Below are 17,806 nucleotides of genomic sequence, written 5' to 3'. Positions count from 1 at the left end.
TATGAAGATCTATAAATACGATACCTACGACAAAATGTCGAAAGCAGCAGCCGACATAGTTGCCAAACAATTAAAGGAAAAGCCGGATTCAGTGATCTGTTTCCCCTCCGGCGATTCGCCAACCGGGATGCTGACACATTTGGTTGATTGCGCCAATAGCGGCAAAATAGACCTAAGCCAATGCTTTTTTGTGGGCCTGGATGAATGGGTGGGCATGGATCAGAACGATTTTGGCAGCTGCAAGCATTACCTGCACGCTAACTTCTTCAGCAAGTTAAATATCGCGCCTGATCATATTACACTGTTCGATGCAAAGGCAGACGACCTGGAAGCAGAATGTGAAAAAATGAATGCCTTTATCAAATCAAAGGGCGGTTTGGATATGATGATCGTTGGCATCGGCATGAATGGCCACCTGGGCTTGAACGAGCCCGGCACACCGTTCGATCTGTATGCGCATCTTTCAGAATTAGATCCCTTAACGGTTGAGGTTGGGCAAAAATACTTTCAGCAGGAAACCGAATTAACACATGGTATAACGCTTGGTTTAAAACACCTGCAGGAAGCAAAGATCCCCGTATTGATTGCATCCGGCATAAAAAAAGCGCCGATCATTCACGAAGCGTTACAAGGATTGGTATCGACGGAAGTACCCGCATCTATCCTGCAAAATATTAAACCTGCCATTATTTTATTAGACGAAGACGCAGGCTCTGAACTGGAACATGGCGCCTGATCATGAAGGATAAAATCCAACAGATCAAACAAACGCTCAAAACCGCGCCCGCCACGCTGGCTAATAAAAAAGTGGCAGCGGGCTTTGATGGCTTTGTAGATTCAATCGTTAAAGTGGTGAACTACAAATCGGACCAGGAGGGAACGGTTTATTTTAACGACATTAAAGAATTCGGGAATTATATCTCGGCCAAAAGCGGGTCGGGCTTTAGTTTAGAGAGCGAAGAACTGCTGCAGAAACTGGGCGGCAATATGCCTATTATGGCCAACGCTCTGGCACAAATGGGCTCGCCTGTCAGCTGTGTGGGCGCGCTGGGCGTTCCGGCCATTGCCCCTGCTTTTTTGAGTATGCACCCCAATTGCAAACTGCATAGCTTTACCAACCCCGGTTTTACCACCGCCATGGAATTTGCGGATGGTAAGCTGATGCTGGCGCAGATGACGGAGCTGAACAAGGCTAATTGGGGAGCGATCAAAGAAGCTATCGGCCTCAAAAACCTGCAACATATTTTCACCGAAGCCGACCTCATCTGCCTGGTTAACTGGAGCGAATTGGATCATTCCAACAACATCTGGCAAGGCTTACTGGCCGATGTTTTTTTGAAAGTTGAACCAGGTCACCGGCAATTCTTCTTCGACCTGGCTGATTGCTCCAAACGCAAATCGGAAGCTATTGAAACGGCTATCTCCCTGATTCAACAATTTGCGAATTACGGGCAGGTAACATTGAGCCTTAACCGCAACGAAGCAAACATACTGTACCGGACTTTTTTTGGCGAAGAGCCCGGTGATGATCTGCAATTAACAGGTAACAAACTTTTTACCGCGCTTAATATCGATACCCTGATTATCCACAGTGCAAAGATTTCAGCAGCCTGGGATAACAAAGTAACTTACAAAACTGAACCCGCTTTTATAGCTAATCCCAAATTCTCTACAGGTGCAGGCGATAATTTTAATGCGGGATACTGTATAGGCACCCTATTGGGGCTTGATGCAGAATTATCCCTGATATTGGCTAACAGTACATCAAATCGGTACATTACAAGCGGCACAAGCCCGGATATTGAAACGCTTGATGCTTATTTTTCTGAATTAATAATCGCATCTTTATAATACCAATTATTTAATCTTCATGTCAACAATTTCTGCGGATACTACTTCGGCTGCTATGACCGAAAATACCTTTGATGCGATAGTAATCGGCTCGGGCATTAGCGGCGGCTGGGCAGCTAAAGAGCTTTGCGAACAAGGACTTAAAACGCTTGTTTTAGAGCGTGGCAGTGATGTTAAACATTTAAAGGACTACCCTACCGCCACAAAAGCGCCTTGGGAATTTCCCTACCGGGGCCGTATGAGCGAGGAATTTTATAAAGAGAACCCGCTTATTACCAAAGCAGCAGGCTTTGGCGACGACTGCGACCACTTTTTTATTAAAGATGCCGATCATCCCTATGTGCAGGAAAAACCTTTCGACTGGATCCGCGGCTACCAGGTTGGCGGTAAATCTTTAACCTGGGGCAGGGCTACACAACGCTGGAGCGATTTTGAATTTACCGCGCCAGAGCGTTTTGGCTACGGCATTGGCTGGCCGATAGGTTACGAGGATGTAGCCCCCTGGTATTCTCATGTAGAAAAATTTATAGGGATCTGCGGTAGTAAAGATGGGTTGGAAGCTATGCCCGATGGCGAGTTTTTGCCGCCGTTTGATATGAATGTGCCTTTGCAGCACATCAAACAATCATTAAAAGATAATTATACCGACAGGCACTTGGTGCATGCACGATGGGCGCACTTAACTGAACCTAAGCAGATCCACCTGGATCAGGGACGTGGTAAATGCCAGGCACGCAACATGTGTATGCGGGGCTGCCCGTTCGGTGGGTACTTCAGCTCGGTGAGCTCGACGCTGCCCTGGGCCGAGAAAACGGGCAACCTCACTATCCGTCCGCACTCGGTGGTGCACTCTGTTATCTACGATGAACAACTGGGCAAAGCAACCGGCGTGCGCGTGATAGATGCCAATACTAAACAGGTGATCGAGTACCATGCAAAGGTGATCTTCATGAACGCTTCGGCGTTAAACACTAATTTGATCCTGCTTAACTCAACCTCTAAGAGATTCCCTAATGGTTTGGGTAACGATAGCGGCCTACTGGGAAAATATATCGCCTTCCATAATTACAGGGCATCGGTATCGGGTACCTTAGATGGATACCTGGACGATTACTACTTTGGTCGCAACCCTACCGACCTGATCCTGGTGAACTATCGTAACCTGCACAAACGTGATACCGATTACTTTGGCGGATTTACCACATTCATGAACGCTTACCGCGACCAACATCCGCAGGAAACAGATAGGGAACAAATTGGAGCCGATTATAAAGACAGCCTTTCTGAACCCGGTGGCTGGCATGTATTTGCCTATTTACAAGGCGAAACCGTGCCGGTAGAAACCAACCATGTTCGGCTTAGTAAAACCGAAAAAGATCAGTGGGGTATCCCGCTGCTCATCACTTCAGTGGAGTATCACGAGAATGAAGACCGCATGACCGAAGATTTTCTGACCCAGACGGCAGAGATGCTGGAAAAATCCGGAGTAAAGAACATCAAAAAATATAACAGCAAGCAGGCCCCGGGCTTAGATATCCACGAAATGGGCGGCGTGCGGATGGGTAAGAACCCTAAAACTTCATTGCTCAATAACTGGAACCAGTTGCATGCCTGTAAAAACGTTTTTGTGACCGATGGTGCCTGCATGACCAGTACCGGCAATCAAAGCCCCTCCATTTTATATATGGCCTTAACGGCGCGGGCCGCTACCTATGCCGTTAACGAGATCAAGAAAGGAAACCTATAATTACACCTGCTATGAGAAAACTAATATTCGCCTTAATGATCGGCATGGCCGCAAGCGCTTGCAACTCGTCGGCCACAAAAGAAGCAAAAGAAGGGCTCGATACTGCCGCGATTATGAAAGATACCGCTGCAACAGAGTTCAAGTCGCTGTTTGATGGTAAAACCACCAACGGCTGGCATACCTATGGCAAAAAGACTATCGGCAGCGCATGGAAAATGGATAACGGTGTGCTACACCTGGATGCATCGGAAAAAAACGACTGGCAAACTCTTAACGGGGGCGATATTGTAAGTGATGAAGAATATGAAAACTTTCATTTAAAGGCGGAGTGGAAGATCTCCCGCGCGGGCAACAGTGGCATCATGTTTTATGTGCATGAAGACACTACTAAATTTAAATATGCCTGGCAATCGGGCATGGAAACGCAAGTGGCCGATAACAAGGAAAACGAGGACGGTAAATTGATCAGACACCGTGCGGGTGATCTTTACGATTTGATGTCGATATCAAAAGAAGTGGTGAAACCGGCCGGAGAATGGAACAAAACGGAAGTAGTGGCCAACAACGGCAAACTGGAGATCCTGGTAAATGATCAAAAAGTATTGACCACCACGCTTTGGGACGAAAATTGGAAAAAGATGATAGCCGGTAGTAAATTCAAAGAGTGGCCGGGCTTCGGTACTTATAAAAAGGGCCATATAGCACTGCAAGACCATGGCGCCGATGTTTGGTTCAGGAATGTGGAAATAAAAAGACTATGATAACAGCACAGTAGCGTATGGTTTATCTATATTTTTGAAATATTTTTAGAGTCGGCTGATATACAAAGCTACAGCCTATTTAATATTACCTGATTACATCATCTAAGTCCGACTGTATACAATGACTATCTCCCTCAAATACAAATTGACTGCAAAGACCTATATTGCTGGTCTTATTCTTTTAATCACGGGTGCTGTTTTATCATCGCATGATGTGGTCGCACAAACAGCCAGGCCGGTTGGTTTGCGCACGGAGTATCTTGAAAATCCAATTGGCTTAGATAATGAAAACCCTCGTTTAACCTGGATGCTCGCCGATAATCGCCAGGGCGCAAAGCAAACCGCTTACCAGGTTTTCGTCGGGACGGATTCAGTAGCGGTTAGCCGGGGCACGGGTAATAGCTGGGCAACTCCAAAATTAGCATCGTCTAATATTTTGGCAACTTATAATGGCAAACCTTTACAAGCCTACACCAAATACTTTTGGCGGGTTGATGTTTGGGATATGAACGGTGTTAAAGCTGCATCATCGGGCGTAAGTAGTTTTGAAATGGGGGTTATGAAAATAACCAACTGGAAAGGCACCTGGATAAGTGACGAGGAAAGCGTAAATGTAAAACCGGCCCCTTACTTCCGCACCACATTTGGGACGGGAAAAAGGGTTAAGTCGGCACGTGCTTACATTGCCGTAGCAGGGTTGTATGAGCTGTACATCAACGGAGAAAAAATTGGCGATCACCGCCTCGAACCAATGTACACCCGGTTCGACAGGCGTACACTGTACGTTACCTACGATGTTACCCAACAAATAATGGCCGGTAAAAATGCTATCGGCGTGTTGTTAGGTAATGGCTGGTACAACCTGCAAAGCACTGCGGTATGGAATCTGGACAAAGCATCGTGGCGCAACAGGCCCGCTTTTTGCCTGGACCTACGCATAACTTATGACGATGGAACGGTGGAGACTGTAAGCTCTAACGAGCATTGGAAAACCAGTTTCAGCCCGATTACCCTGAACAGTATCTACACTGCCGAGCATTGCGACGCCCGCCTTAACCAGCCTGGCTGGAACACCATTAACTTTGACGATACCAAATGGAAACCGGCATTTAATCGCCCTACCCCATCGCAAAATATTACCGCGCAGGCCATGCACCCCATTCGCAATGTAGAAGAGATCCCGTCTGCATCGGTCAATAAAATGGGCGATGGTGCCTACGTTTTTGACCTGGGCAGGAATATATCGGGTGTAACTAAAATAAAAGTAACGGGTAAGGCCGGAACGGTGATCCGCCTGAAACATGGCGAAAGATTATATAAGGATGGACATGTCGACTTATCCAATATCGATATTCATTACCGGCCCACCGATGATAAAGATCCATTCCAGGTTGATATTTTTACCCTAAGCGGCAAAGGCGAAGAAACCTTTATGCCCAAGTTCAATTACAAAGGCTTTCAATACATTGAAGTTACGGCAAGCGAACCTGTTGTACTAACTAAAGAGAGTTTAACCGGCTATTTTATGCACAGCGATGTACCGGCCGTTGGTAAAATGCAAACCTCTAACCCAATAATTAACAAGATCTGGTCGGCAACTAATAATTCTTACCTGAGCAACCTATTTGGCTACCCTACCGATTGCCCGCAACGTGAAAAGAATGGCTGGACGGGTGACGCGCACATAGCCGTAGAAACCGGCTTGTACAACTTTGATGGTATTACCGTTTATGAAAAATGGTTATCCGATCATCGCGACGAACAGCAGCCCAATGGCGTGTTGCCGTCCATTATCCCGACACCGGGATGGGGTTACGAATGGGGCAACGGGCCCGACTGGACCAGTACGATTGCTATCATCCCCTGGGATATTTATTTGTTCTACGGCGATACAAAGATCTTAAAGGATAATTACGAGAACATTACCCGGTATGTAAACCACATCAATGATGTTTACCCCACCGGTTTAACCACTTGGGGGCTGGGTGACTGGGTGCCTGTAAAATCGAAATCGCCGGTGGAGATGACCTCTACCGCATACTATTTTGCAGATGTAACGATTGCAGCAAAAACGGCTAAACTGTTAGGTAATAAAGCCGACGAAGCGAAATACACGGCATTAGCTGCAAAAATTAAAAAAGCCTTTAACGCCAAATACCTGAACGAGCAAACCGGTAACTATAACGTAGGTTTGCAAACAGAGTTAGCAGTGCCGCTTTACTGGGGTTTGGTGCCCGACAACTTTAAGGCCAATATAGCCAAGCGTTTGGCCGACCGTGTTGCGGCAGATAATTTCCACCTGGATGTGGGGATCTTGGGTGGGCGCGCCATCTTAAGTGCATTGAGCGATAACGGTTATGCCGATGTGGCCTACAAAATTGCATCGCAGGAAACCTACCCATCATGGGGCTGGTGGATGGTAAACGGGGCTACCACGCTTTATGAAAACTGGAAGATCGACGCAAAAGCCGACATATCTCTTAACCATATCATGTTTGGCGATGTTGGAGCCTGGCTATACCGGGGTATCGGCGGCATTAAACCGGATGAAAATGCCGGGGGATTCAAAAATGTGATCCTGCAGCCTAACTTTGTTAACGGGCTTGACCAATATTCGGCTACCCACAAAGGGCCTTATGGAGAAATTACATCGACCTGGAAGCATACTGGTAATACAATTGAATATGCGGTAACCGTCCCTGCAAATACTACAGCAGATATCCGCTTTCCAACAGAGGGCGGTAAGAAACCTTACTTAGCAGGCAAACCGGTGACGACTAATTATCATGTGGCGGCAGGCGTATATCAGTTTGAAGTGAAGTAGTTGAAGCCATCATTGCGCGCCGGCATTTCGTGTTCATGTTCACGTATGAACACCGTGAACACCATGAACATTTTTAAATAACTCATTATCAGCGCTATAAAAAATGATATTTGCAAGGTTTGTACTGATTGGATAATGGAGCAGAATAAACAACGCGGTTATAATGGCTTAATTGCTATTCAGCCAATCTATCCAATTAGTTATGTTATACCTGTAGCCCAAAATTTCGGGAACGTTAACGCTATTCACCATCTTCCATTCGTTTAATTCAGCAATAAATTCGGGTGGCTCTAATCCGGCCTTTTTTGCCGCTAAACCGTAAAATTCGGCTTTAGGCGGATGGTTTGGTATGCAGGCATTAAACGTGTGGCCGAAAGCATCTTTATCTATAATAGCACGCGCTACGCCGATACAATCGCCCAATTCTATCATATTAACGGGTGCTAAACCGTTCGGGATGTCTTTTCTACCCGCAAAAAACCTGCCTGGTTCACGACCCGGCCCTATTAGTCCGCCAAAACGGATAATGACTGTTTTGAATTTGGTTTGTGACCGAAACAATTCCTCGGCAGCAAACAAAACCTCAGCACCCGGCGTGCCCGGCTGCGGATCGGTTAGTTCATCGACGGCTGTATTCAGATCGGCATATACACCTGTCGAGCTGATCAGGATAACCTTTTGCACCCGGCCCTGGTTAACAGCATCAACAACACGCTGTAGTTTTGGCACATACTCCGCCCCTTCGCCCGATCGGCTTTTTGGCGGGATAGCAATGATCAGCACATCACAATCGAAGAAAACGGAGTTGTTAACTTCGGTAGAAAGGTCGATCAAATATGGCGAGACACCAGCTTCGGTTAATTTGGTTAGCTTATCTGTAGAAGTAGTTGAGCCCTTAACTTCCACACCATCCGCAATAAGCGATTTTGCCAACGCAAAACCAAACCATCCGCACCCTAAAATACTAACTGTCATAACTGGCGGCTAAGATAAAGGATTAAAGTAGCTATTGGCTGGCAGGCATGGTTTGTATTTTTGCCCATATCGTATTCCCAATGGTGCGCATACCCTTATCGCCAGGATGCGACTGTACGCCATGATCGGGAAAAAGGCCCCAGGCGTAATTACTCATATCTAATCCTAACGGTTTAAGTGTTATAAATTCAGAGTGTTTTTTCATAATAGCATCCACCGCATCGTTACCCCAAAAACTCCCAACGGCCAAAATAGTCACCTTCTCATTCCCCATTTTAAAATAGGCTATTAAGTCCTCATATCGTTTTCCAAAAGCAGTCGCATCAAAATTATCCTGTTGCACATTCTCTCCAATGCGAATAATGATCAGGTCCGGTCTTTCGTCACGTAAAACTTTTAGCTCCGCATCAAAATCATACGTCAAAAATCCACGTTCGAAAGCCGCGATATTTTTAGCAGCAACAGTGTTTTTCTGGTCGATAGCTTTAAAATTACGGGTTAGCAGATGTACGTAATCCGAGTCGGGTTTACTTGCGGCCATTCCGCATGCACAGTTCCAGCCTAAATTAGGGTCGGTTGGCGCAAATGTAATGCTGTTACCTAAAATCAATATTTTGGTAAAAACAGGTTGAGCGGCAATGACCCGTTCCCCTTTATTACAAGAAGCAAATAGCACTACGATTAACACCAGCGAACCGATGATCTTACTTATTTGTTTTAATGACATACTATTCAAATATATCAACTATTAGGAAAATAAACAGGCGTATAAATAAATAGAGCTATTTCTGTAGGCCTTAAAATCAAATTTTATATTTGTGCATGGATACGCCACAAACATTACCCGTTTTAACTGATACCGAATTACGCGTACTGGGTTCGCTGATGGAAAAAAGCAAAACCACGCCCGATTATTACCCTATGACGTTGAACGGGCTTACTGTTGCCTGTAATCAGAAAACTGCACGCAAGCCGGTCGTAGAGTACGATGATAATACGGTTATGCAGGCTCTTGATACCTTGAAACGCAAGGGGCTGATATCTACTGCCACAGGCGGATCGAGCCGTGCCATAAAATACAAGCATAATTTTGGTATCGTTTTCCCGGTAGTACCTGCAGAAGTTGCAGTAATATGCCTGTTAATTTTACGCGGGCCGCAAACACCCGGCGAAATCAATACCAACTCGGGTAGGCTGTATGAGTTTGAGGACCTGGACGAAGTGAACGCGATGCTGGAGAAACTGGCAAGTGGCGAAATGCCTTACGTGTTGCAGTTATCTAAACGCCCCGGGCAAAAAGAAGTACGTTACCGCCATTTGTTAGGCGGAACCATCGTAGAAGATGATGCACAGGACGACGCACCACGTGCCAGCAGATCTTCTGACTTGGAAGAGCGGCTAACGAAGGTGGAAACCGAGTTGGCCGAATTGAAAGAAGCTTTTGATAAGTTGATGAAGGAGCTGACTTAATTATTAAAAGGGTGCTCGTCATTCCGCATGGTGCGTTCGATGCGCCTGTCGGGTATAAACCAAATACAAGCGACTATAAAGTATAACCCAAAGCCCAGCCAGGGATGAATAAATGATACCGCGATAGCCGTTGCGTAAATCCCTACCGAGATCTTCCCCTTTGTATCACTGCCAATAGCATGCGCCAGCACCGAGTTTTCGCCATGATGATTGATTAGCTGTTTGGCTAATATCGTATAGGCGATGGCATTCATGATCAGCACGGCACCGTAGCAAATTACCGGCCATTTTGCAAAGTGGTTCTCGCCCATCCAAGCGGTAACAAAGGGTATAAGAGACAGCCAAAACAGCAGGAACAGGTTAGCCCAAAGCGTTGCACCTGTTACAGATTTTACCGCATGCAGCATATGGTGGTGATTGTTCCAGTAAATGCCCACGTAAATAAAACTGAGGATGTAACTCAGAAATACCGGCGCCAAATGCTTTAACGCCTCCAAACTGGCATCGTGCGGCACTTTTAACTCCAGCACCATAATTGTGATGATGATGGCAATTACCCCGTCGCTAAAAGCCTCTAAACGCCCTTTACCCATATTGTGTGTTGGTTGATAAGCTAAACTATAAAACATTTGGCAGCCAGCCAACCGCTATCTATTTAATTTATTTTGTAGCAAAAGCCTTGTACCTTGCCATTGCCTCTACAAAATAATAATCGGCATAGGTAAGCGGCACGTCAATCTCGGTACCTGCCGGGAAATGGCCTACGCTATGCAGTAATAAAAACCCGCCGTTAGTACCCTTGGCTGATTTATAAGTTGGCGACGACAAGTTTTGAATGATGGTTTGTGCCGTATTAAAATAGGTTTGACCTTTGGCCCTATCGGTATACCTGCACAATTCCAGCAACGCCGACGCCATGATGGCTGCTGCGGATGCATCGCGCAAAGCATTGGGGATGTTGGGTGCGTTAAAATCCCAATAGGGAATTTTATCTGGCGATAGGTTTGGGTTGTTTAAGATAAACTGTGCGATATGATTAGCCTGATCCAGATATTTCTTATCCCCTGTTTCGCGGTACATCAAAGTAAAACCATATAAACCCCATGCCTGCCCCCTTGCCCAAGCCGACTCATTAGCGTAGCCCTGAGCCGTTTTCCGTTCTTTTACTACTCCGGATTGCGCATCGTAATTAACCACGTGATACGAGCTGTAATCTGGCCTGTAATGGTTTTTCATGGTAGAATTTGCATGGGTTACTGCAATTTTATAATAGCTGGAATCGCCGGTTACCTTTGTTGCCCAAAACAGCAGCTCCAGGTTCATCATATTGTCAATGATCACCAGGTAATCGCCCGGTTTGGAATCCCATGACTTGATAGTCCCGGTCACCGGGTTAAATCGGGTGGACAATGATTTTGCACTGTTAAGTAAAATTTGTTTATACTCCGGCTTAGGGTCGATACTGTTGGCATTACCAAAACTGCAGTACATCATAAAACCCAAATCATGCGTGTGTGTATTATACTGTTCTTTAGCCAGTACCTTTAAAATTCGTTCCGACTCGGTTAATAAAGCCTTGTCGTGATTTTGTTCGTAGATCTCCAGCAGGGTTCCAGGGTAAAAACCGCTGCACCACCATCCCGAATTGCTGGTTTCCATTTTATTCTCTTTGGGATGAAATGCCTTAGGGAATTGGTCGGGCTGCAACATAGCACCCATTACTTTGTATTGGGCATCGGCATCTTTAAAGTTTTGTTGGATGGTTGCGAGCAGTGCCTTTTGCGGGGTAAATTTATTTTGTGCGCCGGCGTTGAAATATAGGCCAGCCAATAGCGCAACATGTAGAATAGATCTCCAATTCATAAGATTAGGTTTAAATAGCTAGAAGTTTATTATAACCTTTCTATTTTCATATCAAATATATCTTTTAACGCTTTTTTAGCAGAATAATAACCGCACATGCCATGTACCCCTCCGCCGGGCGGGGTTGAAGCAGAACATAAGTAAAGCCCTTTTGCGGATGTGGTATAGGGCGAAGCGCGCAATACCGGGCGGGTAAACAACTGGCCAATATCAATCACCCCGCCGTTAATATCGCCGCCAATATAATTAGGGTTATAAGCTTCCATCTGTTCGCTATCCATTGTATGGCGGCCCAGTATCAAATCGCGAAAGCCCGGTGCAAAACGCTCTACTTGTTGCTCAATAATGTCCGTCATGTTCTTAGTGGACCCGTTAGGCACGTGGCAATAAGCCCAGCCCGTATGCTTGCCTTTGGGTGCGCGGGTATTATCAAACAAGCTTTGCTGGGCCAGCAGCACGTAGGGTTTATCAGGGTGTTTGCCGTTAGCCGTTTGCTGTTCTGCATTACGGATCTCCTCAAAGGTATTGCCGATGTGGATGGTACCGGCTCTTCGGCAGGCATCGGCAGTAAAGGGAATGGGCCCGTCTAAAGCCCAGTCTATCTTATAAACACCCATGCCATAGCGGTACCGCTCTAACTGCCATTTGTAAATGGAAGAGAACTTATGCCCCGCTATTTGCAGCAGCTGCTTTGGCGATACATCAAACAATACAGCATGTGCCGATGGTAACTGATCTAAAGAAGTAATGTATCTGCCCGTTTCTATCTGGCCCCCCATTGACGTAAAATACGATGCCAGCGCGTTAGCAATTCGGTTAGACCCGCCTTTGGGGATTGGCCAGCCGCCTAAATGCCCTGTGGCCATCAATACCAGCGCAATAGCCGATGTAGCCACATTACTTAACGGTTGCATAGCGTGTGCCGCCATGCCAGCGATGAGTGCCTTAGCTTCGCGAGTGGCAAACTGTTGAGCTAAAAGCGTAGCGGGTGGCAAGGCTTTTAAACCAAAGGCAGCCAGTGCAAGTGGATCCTTTGGAAAATGAAGTGGCCCCAGTACATCGGCATCAATTAATGGCCAGTTGGTGGTAACCGACTGCATCAGGCTTTTGTAGGCCACTTCGTCCTTACCTAACAACCGCGCGGTATCGCCTATGCTTTGCAGTAAAACCGCAGCAGTGCCGCCATCTAAGGGATGCGCAGCAGCAATGGTAGGCTGTATATATTCCAAGCCATAATTGGCCAGTGGTAAAGTTTTAAAATACGGTGAGGCCAGTGCCAGCGGGTGAATGGCCGAGCATATATCATGCATAAAACCGGGCAGCGTTAACTCCGCCGACCGCAAACCGCCGCCTATCTCTTCTTTCCCTTCAATCAGTAAAACAGATAAGCCGTTCTGCTGCATTAAAATAGCAGAAGCCAACCCATTCGGGCCCGAGCCTACTATCACTGCATCATAATCGCGCTTATCTAATTTCATATCTCCTTAAAAGTCCGAGTAATCCGTCGGGTGTAAAAACGTGATGTCGTTTTTTGTCACGTTGTTCTTATATTCGTCTTTTGCTATCAAAACTTTCCACTCCGGCGCTGCCGAAAACACTTCCCAATGCTTATCCCTCTCCTTCATACTGTCGTAAGCCGTCATGTACATCAGGTTAGGCATCTTGGCTCCGGCAATTACGCTGCCATAAAATACCGGGTTAGATCCAATCCTGTCAAAAAGATCGGTTTCACCACTATTAAACATTTTAACCTTATTGCGGTGATATTGTTCGGTAGCGCTTTCATAACTGCGCAATTCATAAACCCTATCCGCCTTTGGTGCCGTTAGTTTTGGTACCGATGGTGAAGTCCTGGTAGCAAATGCATTCAGGATAATGGTTTCCATACGGGTGTATGGAGGGTTTTTGAAATCAGCATTGATGTAGTCGCGCCCGGCTTGGGTTGTCTCATCGCTTACATTCGCATCCAGGTTTTCTATCTTTTTCCAGTTATCGAACGGGATCAATACATAAATCCGTTTGTTGGTTGTATCCTGGTCAAGGGTTTTAAATACGCCTACATTCTTAATATTAAGCTTATGCAATTTGGGTACATAAAATTCTTTCAGATAACTTTCCGTTAACTGCTGCTGTGCGCTGTTTTTAAGGTGATAAACCTTTAGCATATAGTAACCTTTATTGGTTTGCGCCTGTATTTCCTGTACTGAACAGACAGAAAAAAACGCAAGCATCAAAACGATGCAGCGAACGAGATTTTTTTGAGATAACATAATTTTTGAGGGATTTATGCAGTAAAGTTAACTATTTTATTTAGCTGTATGGGGCTTAAAAAAACGCGTAATTTTTAAGATTTATAACTCTTGTAATAGCGTTAAAAACAGAGAAAGCCTGCCGTTTCCGGCAGGCTTTCTTTAAATTTCCTTGATAGTTCTTAAAGTTCCCTAACCCAAATGTTACGGAAACTTAGTGGCTCGCTCTTATCGCCGTGGGCTTGCAATTTAATTGGCGAAGGGCCATGGGCCGCGCGGTAACCAGGCGCACCAATATATTGCGTTGGGCCTAACAATTCAATGTTATTCTCAACCAGTACACCGTTAAATAAAACAGTAACACGTGCAGGGGTTTTCACCTTGTCGCCATCAAACGTTGGCGCCGTCCAGATCACGTCATAAGTATTCCAAGTGCCCGGCGGCTTGGTAGGGTTGGCTAAAGGAATAAATTGCTTGTAAATACTGCCCGCCATACCGTTAACGTAAGTTTTGTTGTTGTATGAATCAAGCACCTGCAATTCGTAGCCCAGGTCTCCTTTACCTATAGATGCCAGGAAAATGCCGCTGTTACCACGGGCTTGCCCAGTACCGCTGATGTTTGATGGCACCTTCCACTCAATGTGTAACTGGTAATTGCCGAACTTCTTTTTGGTTTCGATGTTGCCTGTAGCTTTGTTAACGGTCAATACATCGCCTTTAACATCCCATTTGGCAGGGTTGCCGCTGGCTACATCCACCCATTCGTCCAGCCCATTTTTGCCATCAAATAAAATGATCGCATCAGACGGGGCATCGCTGGTTACCTTGCCTGCAGTTACAACTTTAGGTACAGGTTCCCATTTTTCGGTATCCTCGGGTTTACCGGTTTGCTGTGCGTTCGCCATAAAAAAGCATCCGGATAACAAAGCGGTTAAAATTAGTTTATATTTCATAATTAGTATGATTGGTGCTGATTAAAGGTAAAGCTTAGTTTTTAAGTAAGCTGCACTTTGCGCTATACTCTTGTATGGATCTATGTTAGTGAAGTTTTCCTGCTCAACAATATAGTGTTGAATGCCCGCTAATTTAGCCTGGCCCAATATGGTTTTAAAATCCAAACCACCGGTACCTATTTCGGTATTCAACTCATTGTTGCCTTTATCCATATCCTTAATATGCACAAATTTAAAACGTCCGGGATGTTTCTTAAAGATCTCTACCGGGTTTTGGCCCGCACGAACTACCCAATACAGGTCCATTTCCATATTAACCAGTTTTGGGTCGGTATGGTTCAAAATGGTATCGTAAAACGTAGTGCCTTCTGTTGCCTTCCACTCAAAGTTATGATTGTGGTAGCCCAGCTTTAGGCCATGCGTTTTTAATACTTCGGCAGCTTTGTTCAACTTTCCGGCAATGGTCATGAAATCAGCCTTGGTTTTGATGAAATCATGATTAAGCGACGGTACGATGATATAGCTTTGGCCGGTAGCCAATGCCGATTCGATGTAGCTGTTGAACTCATCCATTTTACCGGTGCCAAAAAACTGATCGAGACCGTAGTGGCCGCTTGGCGTTTTTAAACCGTTAGCCTTTAAAACCGTGCTGAATTCCTTCGCGCTTAATCCCCAAAAACCGCCGGCCTTTGAGTAACCAAAAGTTTCAACTTCTTTATAACCTGCCTTTGCTATTTTTGCCAAAACGCCTTTTGGGTCTTTTGGTAACTGATCACGCAGGCTGTATAGCTGCAACCCTATCCCATTAGGGCTTTTTGCCGATACTAAATTAGGTGCTATTACCATACCGGCAGCGGCTAAGCCAGCCTGCGCCAGGAATGTTCTTCTGTTTGTCATGTAGTGTAGTATGTTGGTTTATATTGGTATTAGATGTTTTAAGCAGCCAAAGGTTTAAATGTCGCAAATTTGCACCGCCTTACGCAGCGACGCTAAGTGGTCCTTTTGTTTAGGAATAAATTCCTGTGCTACGTACCCTTTATGGCCCACCTCAACGATAGCGCGCATTATGGCGGGGTAATAAAGCTCTTGCGTGTCGTCTATTTCGTTACGCCCCGGCACACCACCGGTATGGTAATGTGCTATATACTGATGATGGGCTCGGATATTGCGGATCACATCCCCTTCATCAATTTGCATGTGGTAAATATCATAAAGCAGCTTAAAGTTTTCAGACCCCAGGCGTTTGCACAGTTCGGCACCCCACCAGGCGCGGTCGGCCTGGTAATCTTTATGATCAATTTTGCTGTTTAACAATTCCATTACCAATACAACATTATGCTGCTCGGCAATTTTCATTAAGGGCTTAAGGCCCTCCACACAATTGTTCCATCCTTCTTCATCGGTTTTACCCCGGCGGCTGCCACTAAAACAGATCAGGTTTTTATAACCTGCCTTAGCCACTAACGGGATCATATCCGAATAGCTTTTGAACAACTGGGCGTGGAACTGCTTGTCACCAAAACCATCCGTCAGGTTAATTTCGGCACCGTTACACATGGACGAATAAAGGCCATGCTTTTTCAAGGTAGGCCAGTCGGCAGGGCCAACCAGGTCAATACCTTTTATGCCGATGTCTTTGGCAGCTACACAAAGCGCCTCAACCGATATATCACTATAGCACCAGCGGCACACCGCATGATTGATATTGCCTTTCAGTTTATCAGACATAGTAACCCCGCTCTTTTCTGTTGTGAAAGAGGAAAGCACGCCCGCGGCGCTAATCGCCGCGGTACCTGCCAACATATTTTTTATTGCCGATCTTCTGTTCCCGTTTGTTGCCATAGTTATACTTCTAAACGGCCTTTTGGCTCTTCTAATTGTACTTTAGCAGAGTCTTTAAAGAATACCGTGAACAGTAAGAATACCACTGCAGCAATACCCGCAGGGATCAGCCAGATCATTTTCCAATCGTGACCGGCAGCTGAGTTGTAGCTATCAGATATTAAACCTGCGATATAAAAACCGATCAGCATGCCTATACCATAGGTGGCTAAGGTAATCATGCCCTGCGCAGCACTTTTGTACTGTTCGCCTGCTTTCGAATCTGTATAGATCTGGCCCGATACGAAGAAGAAATCGTAACATACACCGTGCAAGGCTATGCCGATGATCAGCATAAAGCTTAAATCGGTAGCGTTACCATATGCGAATAATGCGTAACGGATAGCCCATGCAGCCATACCCACCAAAATCGTCCACTTGAAACCAAACTTTTTGAAGAAGATAGGTAAGCAAAGGAGGAATAATACCTCAGAAATTTGCCCTATGGTCATTTTACCTGTCGGGTTATCTACCTTAATATCTGTTAAGAACGCGCTTGCATTTTGATAATAGAATGCCAGCGGGATACAGATCAGGATAGACGCGATAAAGAATACCAGGAAGTTTTTATCCTTTAATAGTTTTAAAGCATCTAAACCCAGCATTGATGATACGCTTACCTTGCCTGTTGTTGTTTTAGGAGGCGTAGCCGGTAATGTAAAGCTGAATAAGCCTAAAATCAATGAAGCAATACCTGCCATTAAGAATGTTTTCTGCAACAAACCTGCAGTAATACCTTCCGGCGAATCCCAGTGAAACAGGTAGCTAATCGCTAAACCTGCAATGATCCAACCAATGGTACCAAAAATACGGATGGATGAGAATTCCTTTTCAGGATCTTTCATTTGGTTAAATGACACCGAATTCACTAACGCCAGAGTCGGCATGTAAATAACCATGTAACCTAACACGTATGGGTAAAATACGGCTATATCAGCTGCCTTATACATCTGATACATCAATATTGCCCCGATGATGTGCAACACGCCCAAGATGCGCTCGGCATTAAAATACCTGTCGGCAATTAAACCGATAATGAATGGCGCAATAATAGCCCCCCATGATTGCGTTGAAAAAACTGCACCGGTTTGCGCGCCGGTAGCATGTAGAGTACTGCCTAAAAATGGGCCTAATGTTACGAACCATGCACCCCAGATAAAAAACTCCAGGAACATCATAGCCGACAACTTAAAGCGCGTTGTTACATTCATAATTGGTTATGGTTTAAATTG

General features: G+C 45.5%; 16 protein-coding genes. 6 read left to right on the top strand and 10 right to left on the bottom strand.

The genetic code is table 11. The annotated features are described in order from the left end of the window. Position 1: 1 nt before the first annotated feature. The 5 genes from IDJ76_RS00205 to IDJ76_RS00185 all read left to right on the top strand — a co-directional run bounded on the left by IDJ76_RS00205 (position 2) and on the right by IDJ76_RS00185 (position 7,183). Positions 2–736: a 6-phosphogluconolactonase gene (locus IDJ76_RS00205; protein WP_191159505.1), complete on the top strand. Its 735-nt coding sequence runs from the start codon at positions 2–4 to the stop codon at positions 734–736. A gap of 2 nt (positions 737–738) precedes the next feature. Continuing rightward, complete coding sequence (locus tag IDJ76_RS00200) at positions 739–1,851, top strand: carbohydrate kinase family protein (RefSeq protein ID WP_191159503.1); 1,113 nt, start codon at positions 739–741, stop codon at positions 1,849–1,851. Positions 1,852–1,870: 19 nt separating this feature from the next. Then, complete coding sequence (locus tag IDJ76_RS00195; protein WP_224746141.1) at positions 1,871–3,598, top strand: GMC oxidoreductase; 1,728 nt, start codon at positions 1,871–1,873, stop codon at positions 3,596–3,598. An 11-nt stretch (positions 3,599–3,609) separates the two neighbouring features. Then, positions 3,610–4,359 carry a 3-keto-disaccharide hydrolase gene (locus IDJ76_RS00190; protein WP_191159501.1) on the top strand — a complete coding sequence of 250 codons (750 nt, stop codon included), beginning with the start codon at positions 3,610–3,612 and terminating at the stop codon, positions 4,357–4,359. A 121-nt stretch (positions 4,360–4,480) separates the two neighbouring features. Next, positions 4,481–7,183 carry an alpha-L-rhamnosidase gene (locus tag IDJ76_RS00185; protein ID WP_191159499.1) on the top strand — a complete coding sequence of 901 codons (2,703 nt, stop codon included), beginning with the start codon at positions 4,481–4,483 and terminating at the stop codon, positions 7,181–7,183. 168 nt (positions 7,184–7,351) lie between these two features. Here IDJ76_RS00185 and IDJ76_RS00180 read toward each other — a convergent pair whose 3' ends face one another. Then, positions 7,352–8,158, bottom strand: a complete 807-nt coding sequence (locus IDJ76_RS00180; RefSeq protein WP_191159497.1) for an SDR family oxidoreductase — start codon at positions 8,156–8,158, stop codon at positions 7,352–7,354. A 31-nt stretch (positions 8,159–8,189) separates the two neighbouring features. Next, entirely contained in the window at positions 8,190–8,885 is a 696-nt protein-coding gene (locus IDJ76_RS00175) for an SGNH/GDSL hydrolase family protein (protein WP_191159495.1), read from the bottom strand. Between the two features lie 95 nt (positions 8,886–8,980). Between IDJ76_RS00175 and IDJ76_RS00170 the strand changes: the two genes are divergently transcribed. Next, positions 8,981–9,628 (top strand): YceH family protein, encoded by a 648-nt coding sequence (locus IDJ76_RS00170; protein WP_191159493.1) that lies wholly within the window; start codon positions 8,981–8,983, stop codon positions 9,626–9,628. Here the strand turns inward: IDJ76_RS00170 and IDJ76_RS00165 are convergent. From IDJ76_RS00165 to IDJ76_RS00130, 8 genes are all read right to left on the bottom strand, one after another. Then, a complete protein-coding gene (locus IDJ76_RS00165; protein ID WP_191159491.1) occupies positions 9,625–10,221 on the bottom strand; it encodes a TMEM175 family protein in 597 nt (198 codons plus the stop codon). The two genes, IDJ76_RS00170 and IDJ76_RS00165, sit on opposite strands and share 4 nt — an antisense overlap. Before the next feature lie 67 nt (positions 10,222–10,288). After that, positions 10,289–11,491: a glycoside hydrolase family 88 protein gene (locus tag IDJ76_RS00160; RefSeq protein WP_191159489.1), complete on the bottom strand. Its 1,203-nt coding sequence runs from the start codon at positions 11,489–11,491 to the stop codon at positions 10,289–10,291. A gap of 29 nt (positions 11,492–11,520) precedes the next feature. After that, complete coding sequence (locus IDJ76_RS00155) at positions 11,521–12,969, bottom strand: phytoene desaturase family protein (RefSeq protein ID WP_191159486.1); 1,449 nt, start codon at positions 12,967–12,969, stop codon at positions 11,521–11,523. 6 nt (positions 12,970–12,975) lie between these two features. Continuing rightward, positions 12,976–13,761, bottom strand: coding sequence for an NIPSNAP family protein (locus tag IDJ76_RS00150; RefSeq protein ID WP_224746140.1), 786 nt, complete (start codon positions 13,759–13,761; stop codon positions 12,976–12,978). 161 nt (positions 13,762–13,922) lie between these two features. After that, complete coding sequence (locus IDJ76_RS00145) at positions 13,923–14,693, bottom strand: 3-keto-disaccharide hydrolase (protein WP_191159484.1); 771 nt, start codon at positions 14,691–14,693, stop codon at positions 13,923–13,925. A 21-nt stretch (positions 14,694–14,714) separates the two neighbouring features. Further along, on the bottom strand, positions 14,715–15,590 hold the full coding sequence (locus tag IDJ76_RS00140) for a sugar phosphate isomerase/epimerase family protein (protein WP_191159482.1): 876 nt from the start codon (positions 15,588–15,590) through the stop codon (positions 14,715–14,717). A 54-nt stretch (positions 15,591–15,644) separates the two neighbouring features. Continuing rightward, positions 15,645–16,535 (bottom strand): hydroxypyruvate isomerase family protein, encoded by an 891-nt coding sequence (locus IDJ76_RS00135; RefSeq protein ID WP_191159480.1) that lies wholly within the window; start codon positions 16,533–16,535, stop codon positions 15,645–15,647. Between the two features lie 2 nt (positions 16,536–16,537). Then, positions 16,538–17,785, bottom strand: coding sequence for a nucleoside permease (locus IDJ76_RS00130; protein WP_191159478.1), 1,248 nt, complete (start codon positions 17,783–17,785; stop codon positions 16,538–16,540). Positions 17,786–17,806 lie beyond the last annotated feature (21 nt).

The organism is Mucilaginibacter glaciei (genome assembly GCF_014773245.1).
Lineage (GTDB): Bacteria > Bacteroidota > Bacteroidia > Sphingobacteriales > Sphingobacteriaceae > Mucilaginibacter > Mucilaginibacter glaciei.
This window is presented reverse-complemented; position numbering and strand designations above follow the sequence as displayed.

Coding starts and splice junctions, on each gene's coding strand:
- IDJ76_RS00205 (WP_191159505.1), top strand. CDS start 2: ATGAAGATCTATAAATACGATACCTACGACAAAATGTCGAAAGCAGCA.
- IDJ76_RS00200 (WP_191159503.1), top strand. CDS start 739: ATGAAGGATAAAATCCAACAGATCAAACAAACGCTCAAAACCGCGCCC.
- IDJ76_RS00195 (WP_224746141.1), top strand. CDS start 1,871: ATGTCAACAATTTCTGCGGATACTACTTCGGCTGCTATGACCGAAAAT.
- IDJ76_RS00190 (WP_191159501.1), top strand. CDS start 3,610: ATGAGAAAACTAATATTCGCCTTAATGATCGGCATGGCCGCAAGCGCT.
- IDJ76_RS00185 (WP_191159499.1), top strand. CDS start 4,481: ATGACTATCTCCCTCAAATACAAATTGACTGCAAAGACCTATATTGCT.
- IDJ76_RS00180 (WP_191159497.1), bottom strand. CDS start 8,158: ATGACAGTTAGTATTTTAGGGTGCGGATGGTTTGGTTTTGCGTTGGCA.
- IDJ76_RS00175 (WP_191159495.1), bottom strand. CDS start 8,885: ATGTCATTAAAACAAATAAGTAAGATCATCGGTTCGCTGGTGTTAATC.
- IDJ76_RS00170 (WP_191159493.1), top strand. CDS start 8,981: ATGGATACGCCACAAACATTACCCGTTTTAACTGATACCGAATTACGC.
- IDJ76_RS00165 (WP_191159491.1), bottom strand. CDS start 10,221: ATGGGTAAAGGGCGTTTAGAGGCTTTTAGCGACGGGGTAATTGCCATC.
- IDJ76_RS00160 (WP_191159489.1), bottom strand. CDS start 11,491: ATGAATTGGAGATCTATTCTACATGTTGCGCTATTGGCTGGCCTATAT.
- IDJ76_RS00155 (WP_191159486.1), bottom strand. CDS start 12,969: ATGAAATTAGATAAGCGCGATTATGATGCAGTGATAGTAGGCTCGGGC.
- IDJ76_RS00150 (WP_224746140.1), bottom strand. CDS start 13,761: ATGTTATCTCAAAAAAATCTCGTTCGCTGCATCGTTTTGATGCTTGCG.
- IDJ76_RS00145 (WP_191159484.1), bottom strand. CDS start 14,693: ATGAAATATAAACTAATTTTAACCGCTTTGTTATCCGGATGCTTTTTT.
- IDJ76_RS00140 (WP_191159482.1), bottom strand. CDS start 15,590: ATGACAAACAGAAGAACATTCCTGGCGCAGGCTGGCTTAGCCGCTGCC.
- IDJ76_RS00135 (WP_191159480.1), bottom strand. CDS start 16,535: ATGGCAACAAACGGGAACAGAAGATCGGCAATAAAAAATATGTTGGCA.
- IDJ76_RS00130 (WP_191159478.1), bottom strand. CDS start 17,785: ATGAATGTAACAACGCGCTTTAAGTTGTCGGCTATGATGTTCCTGGAG.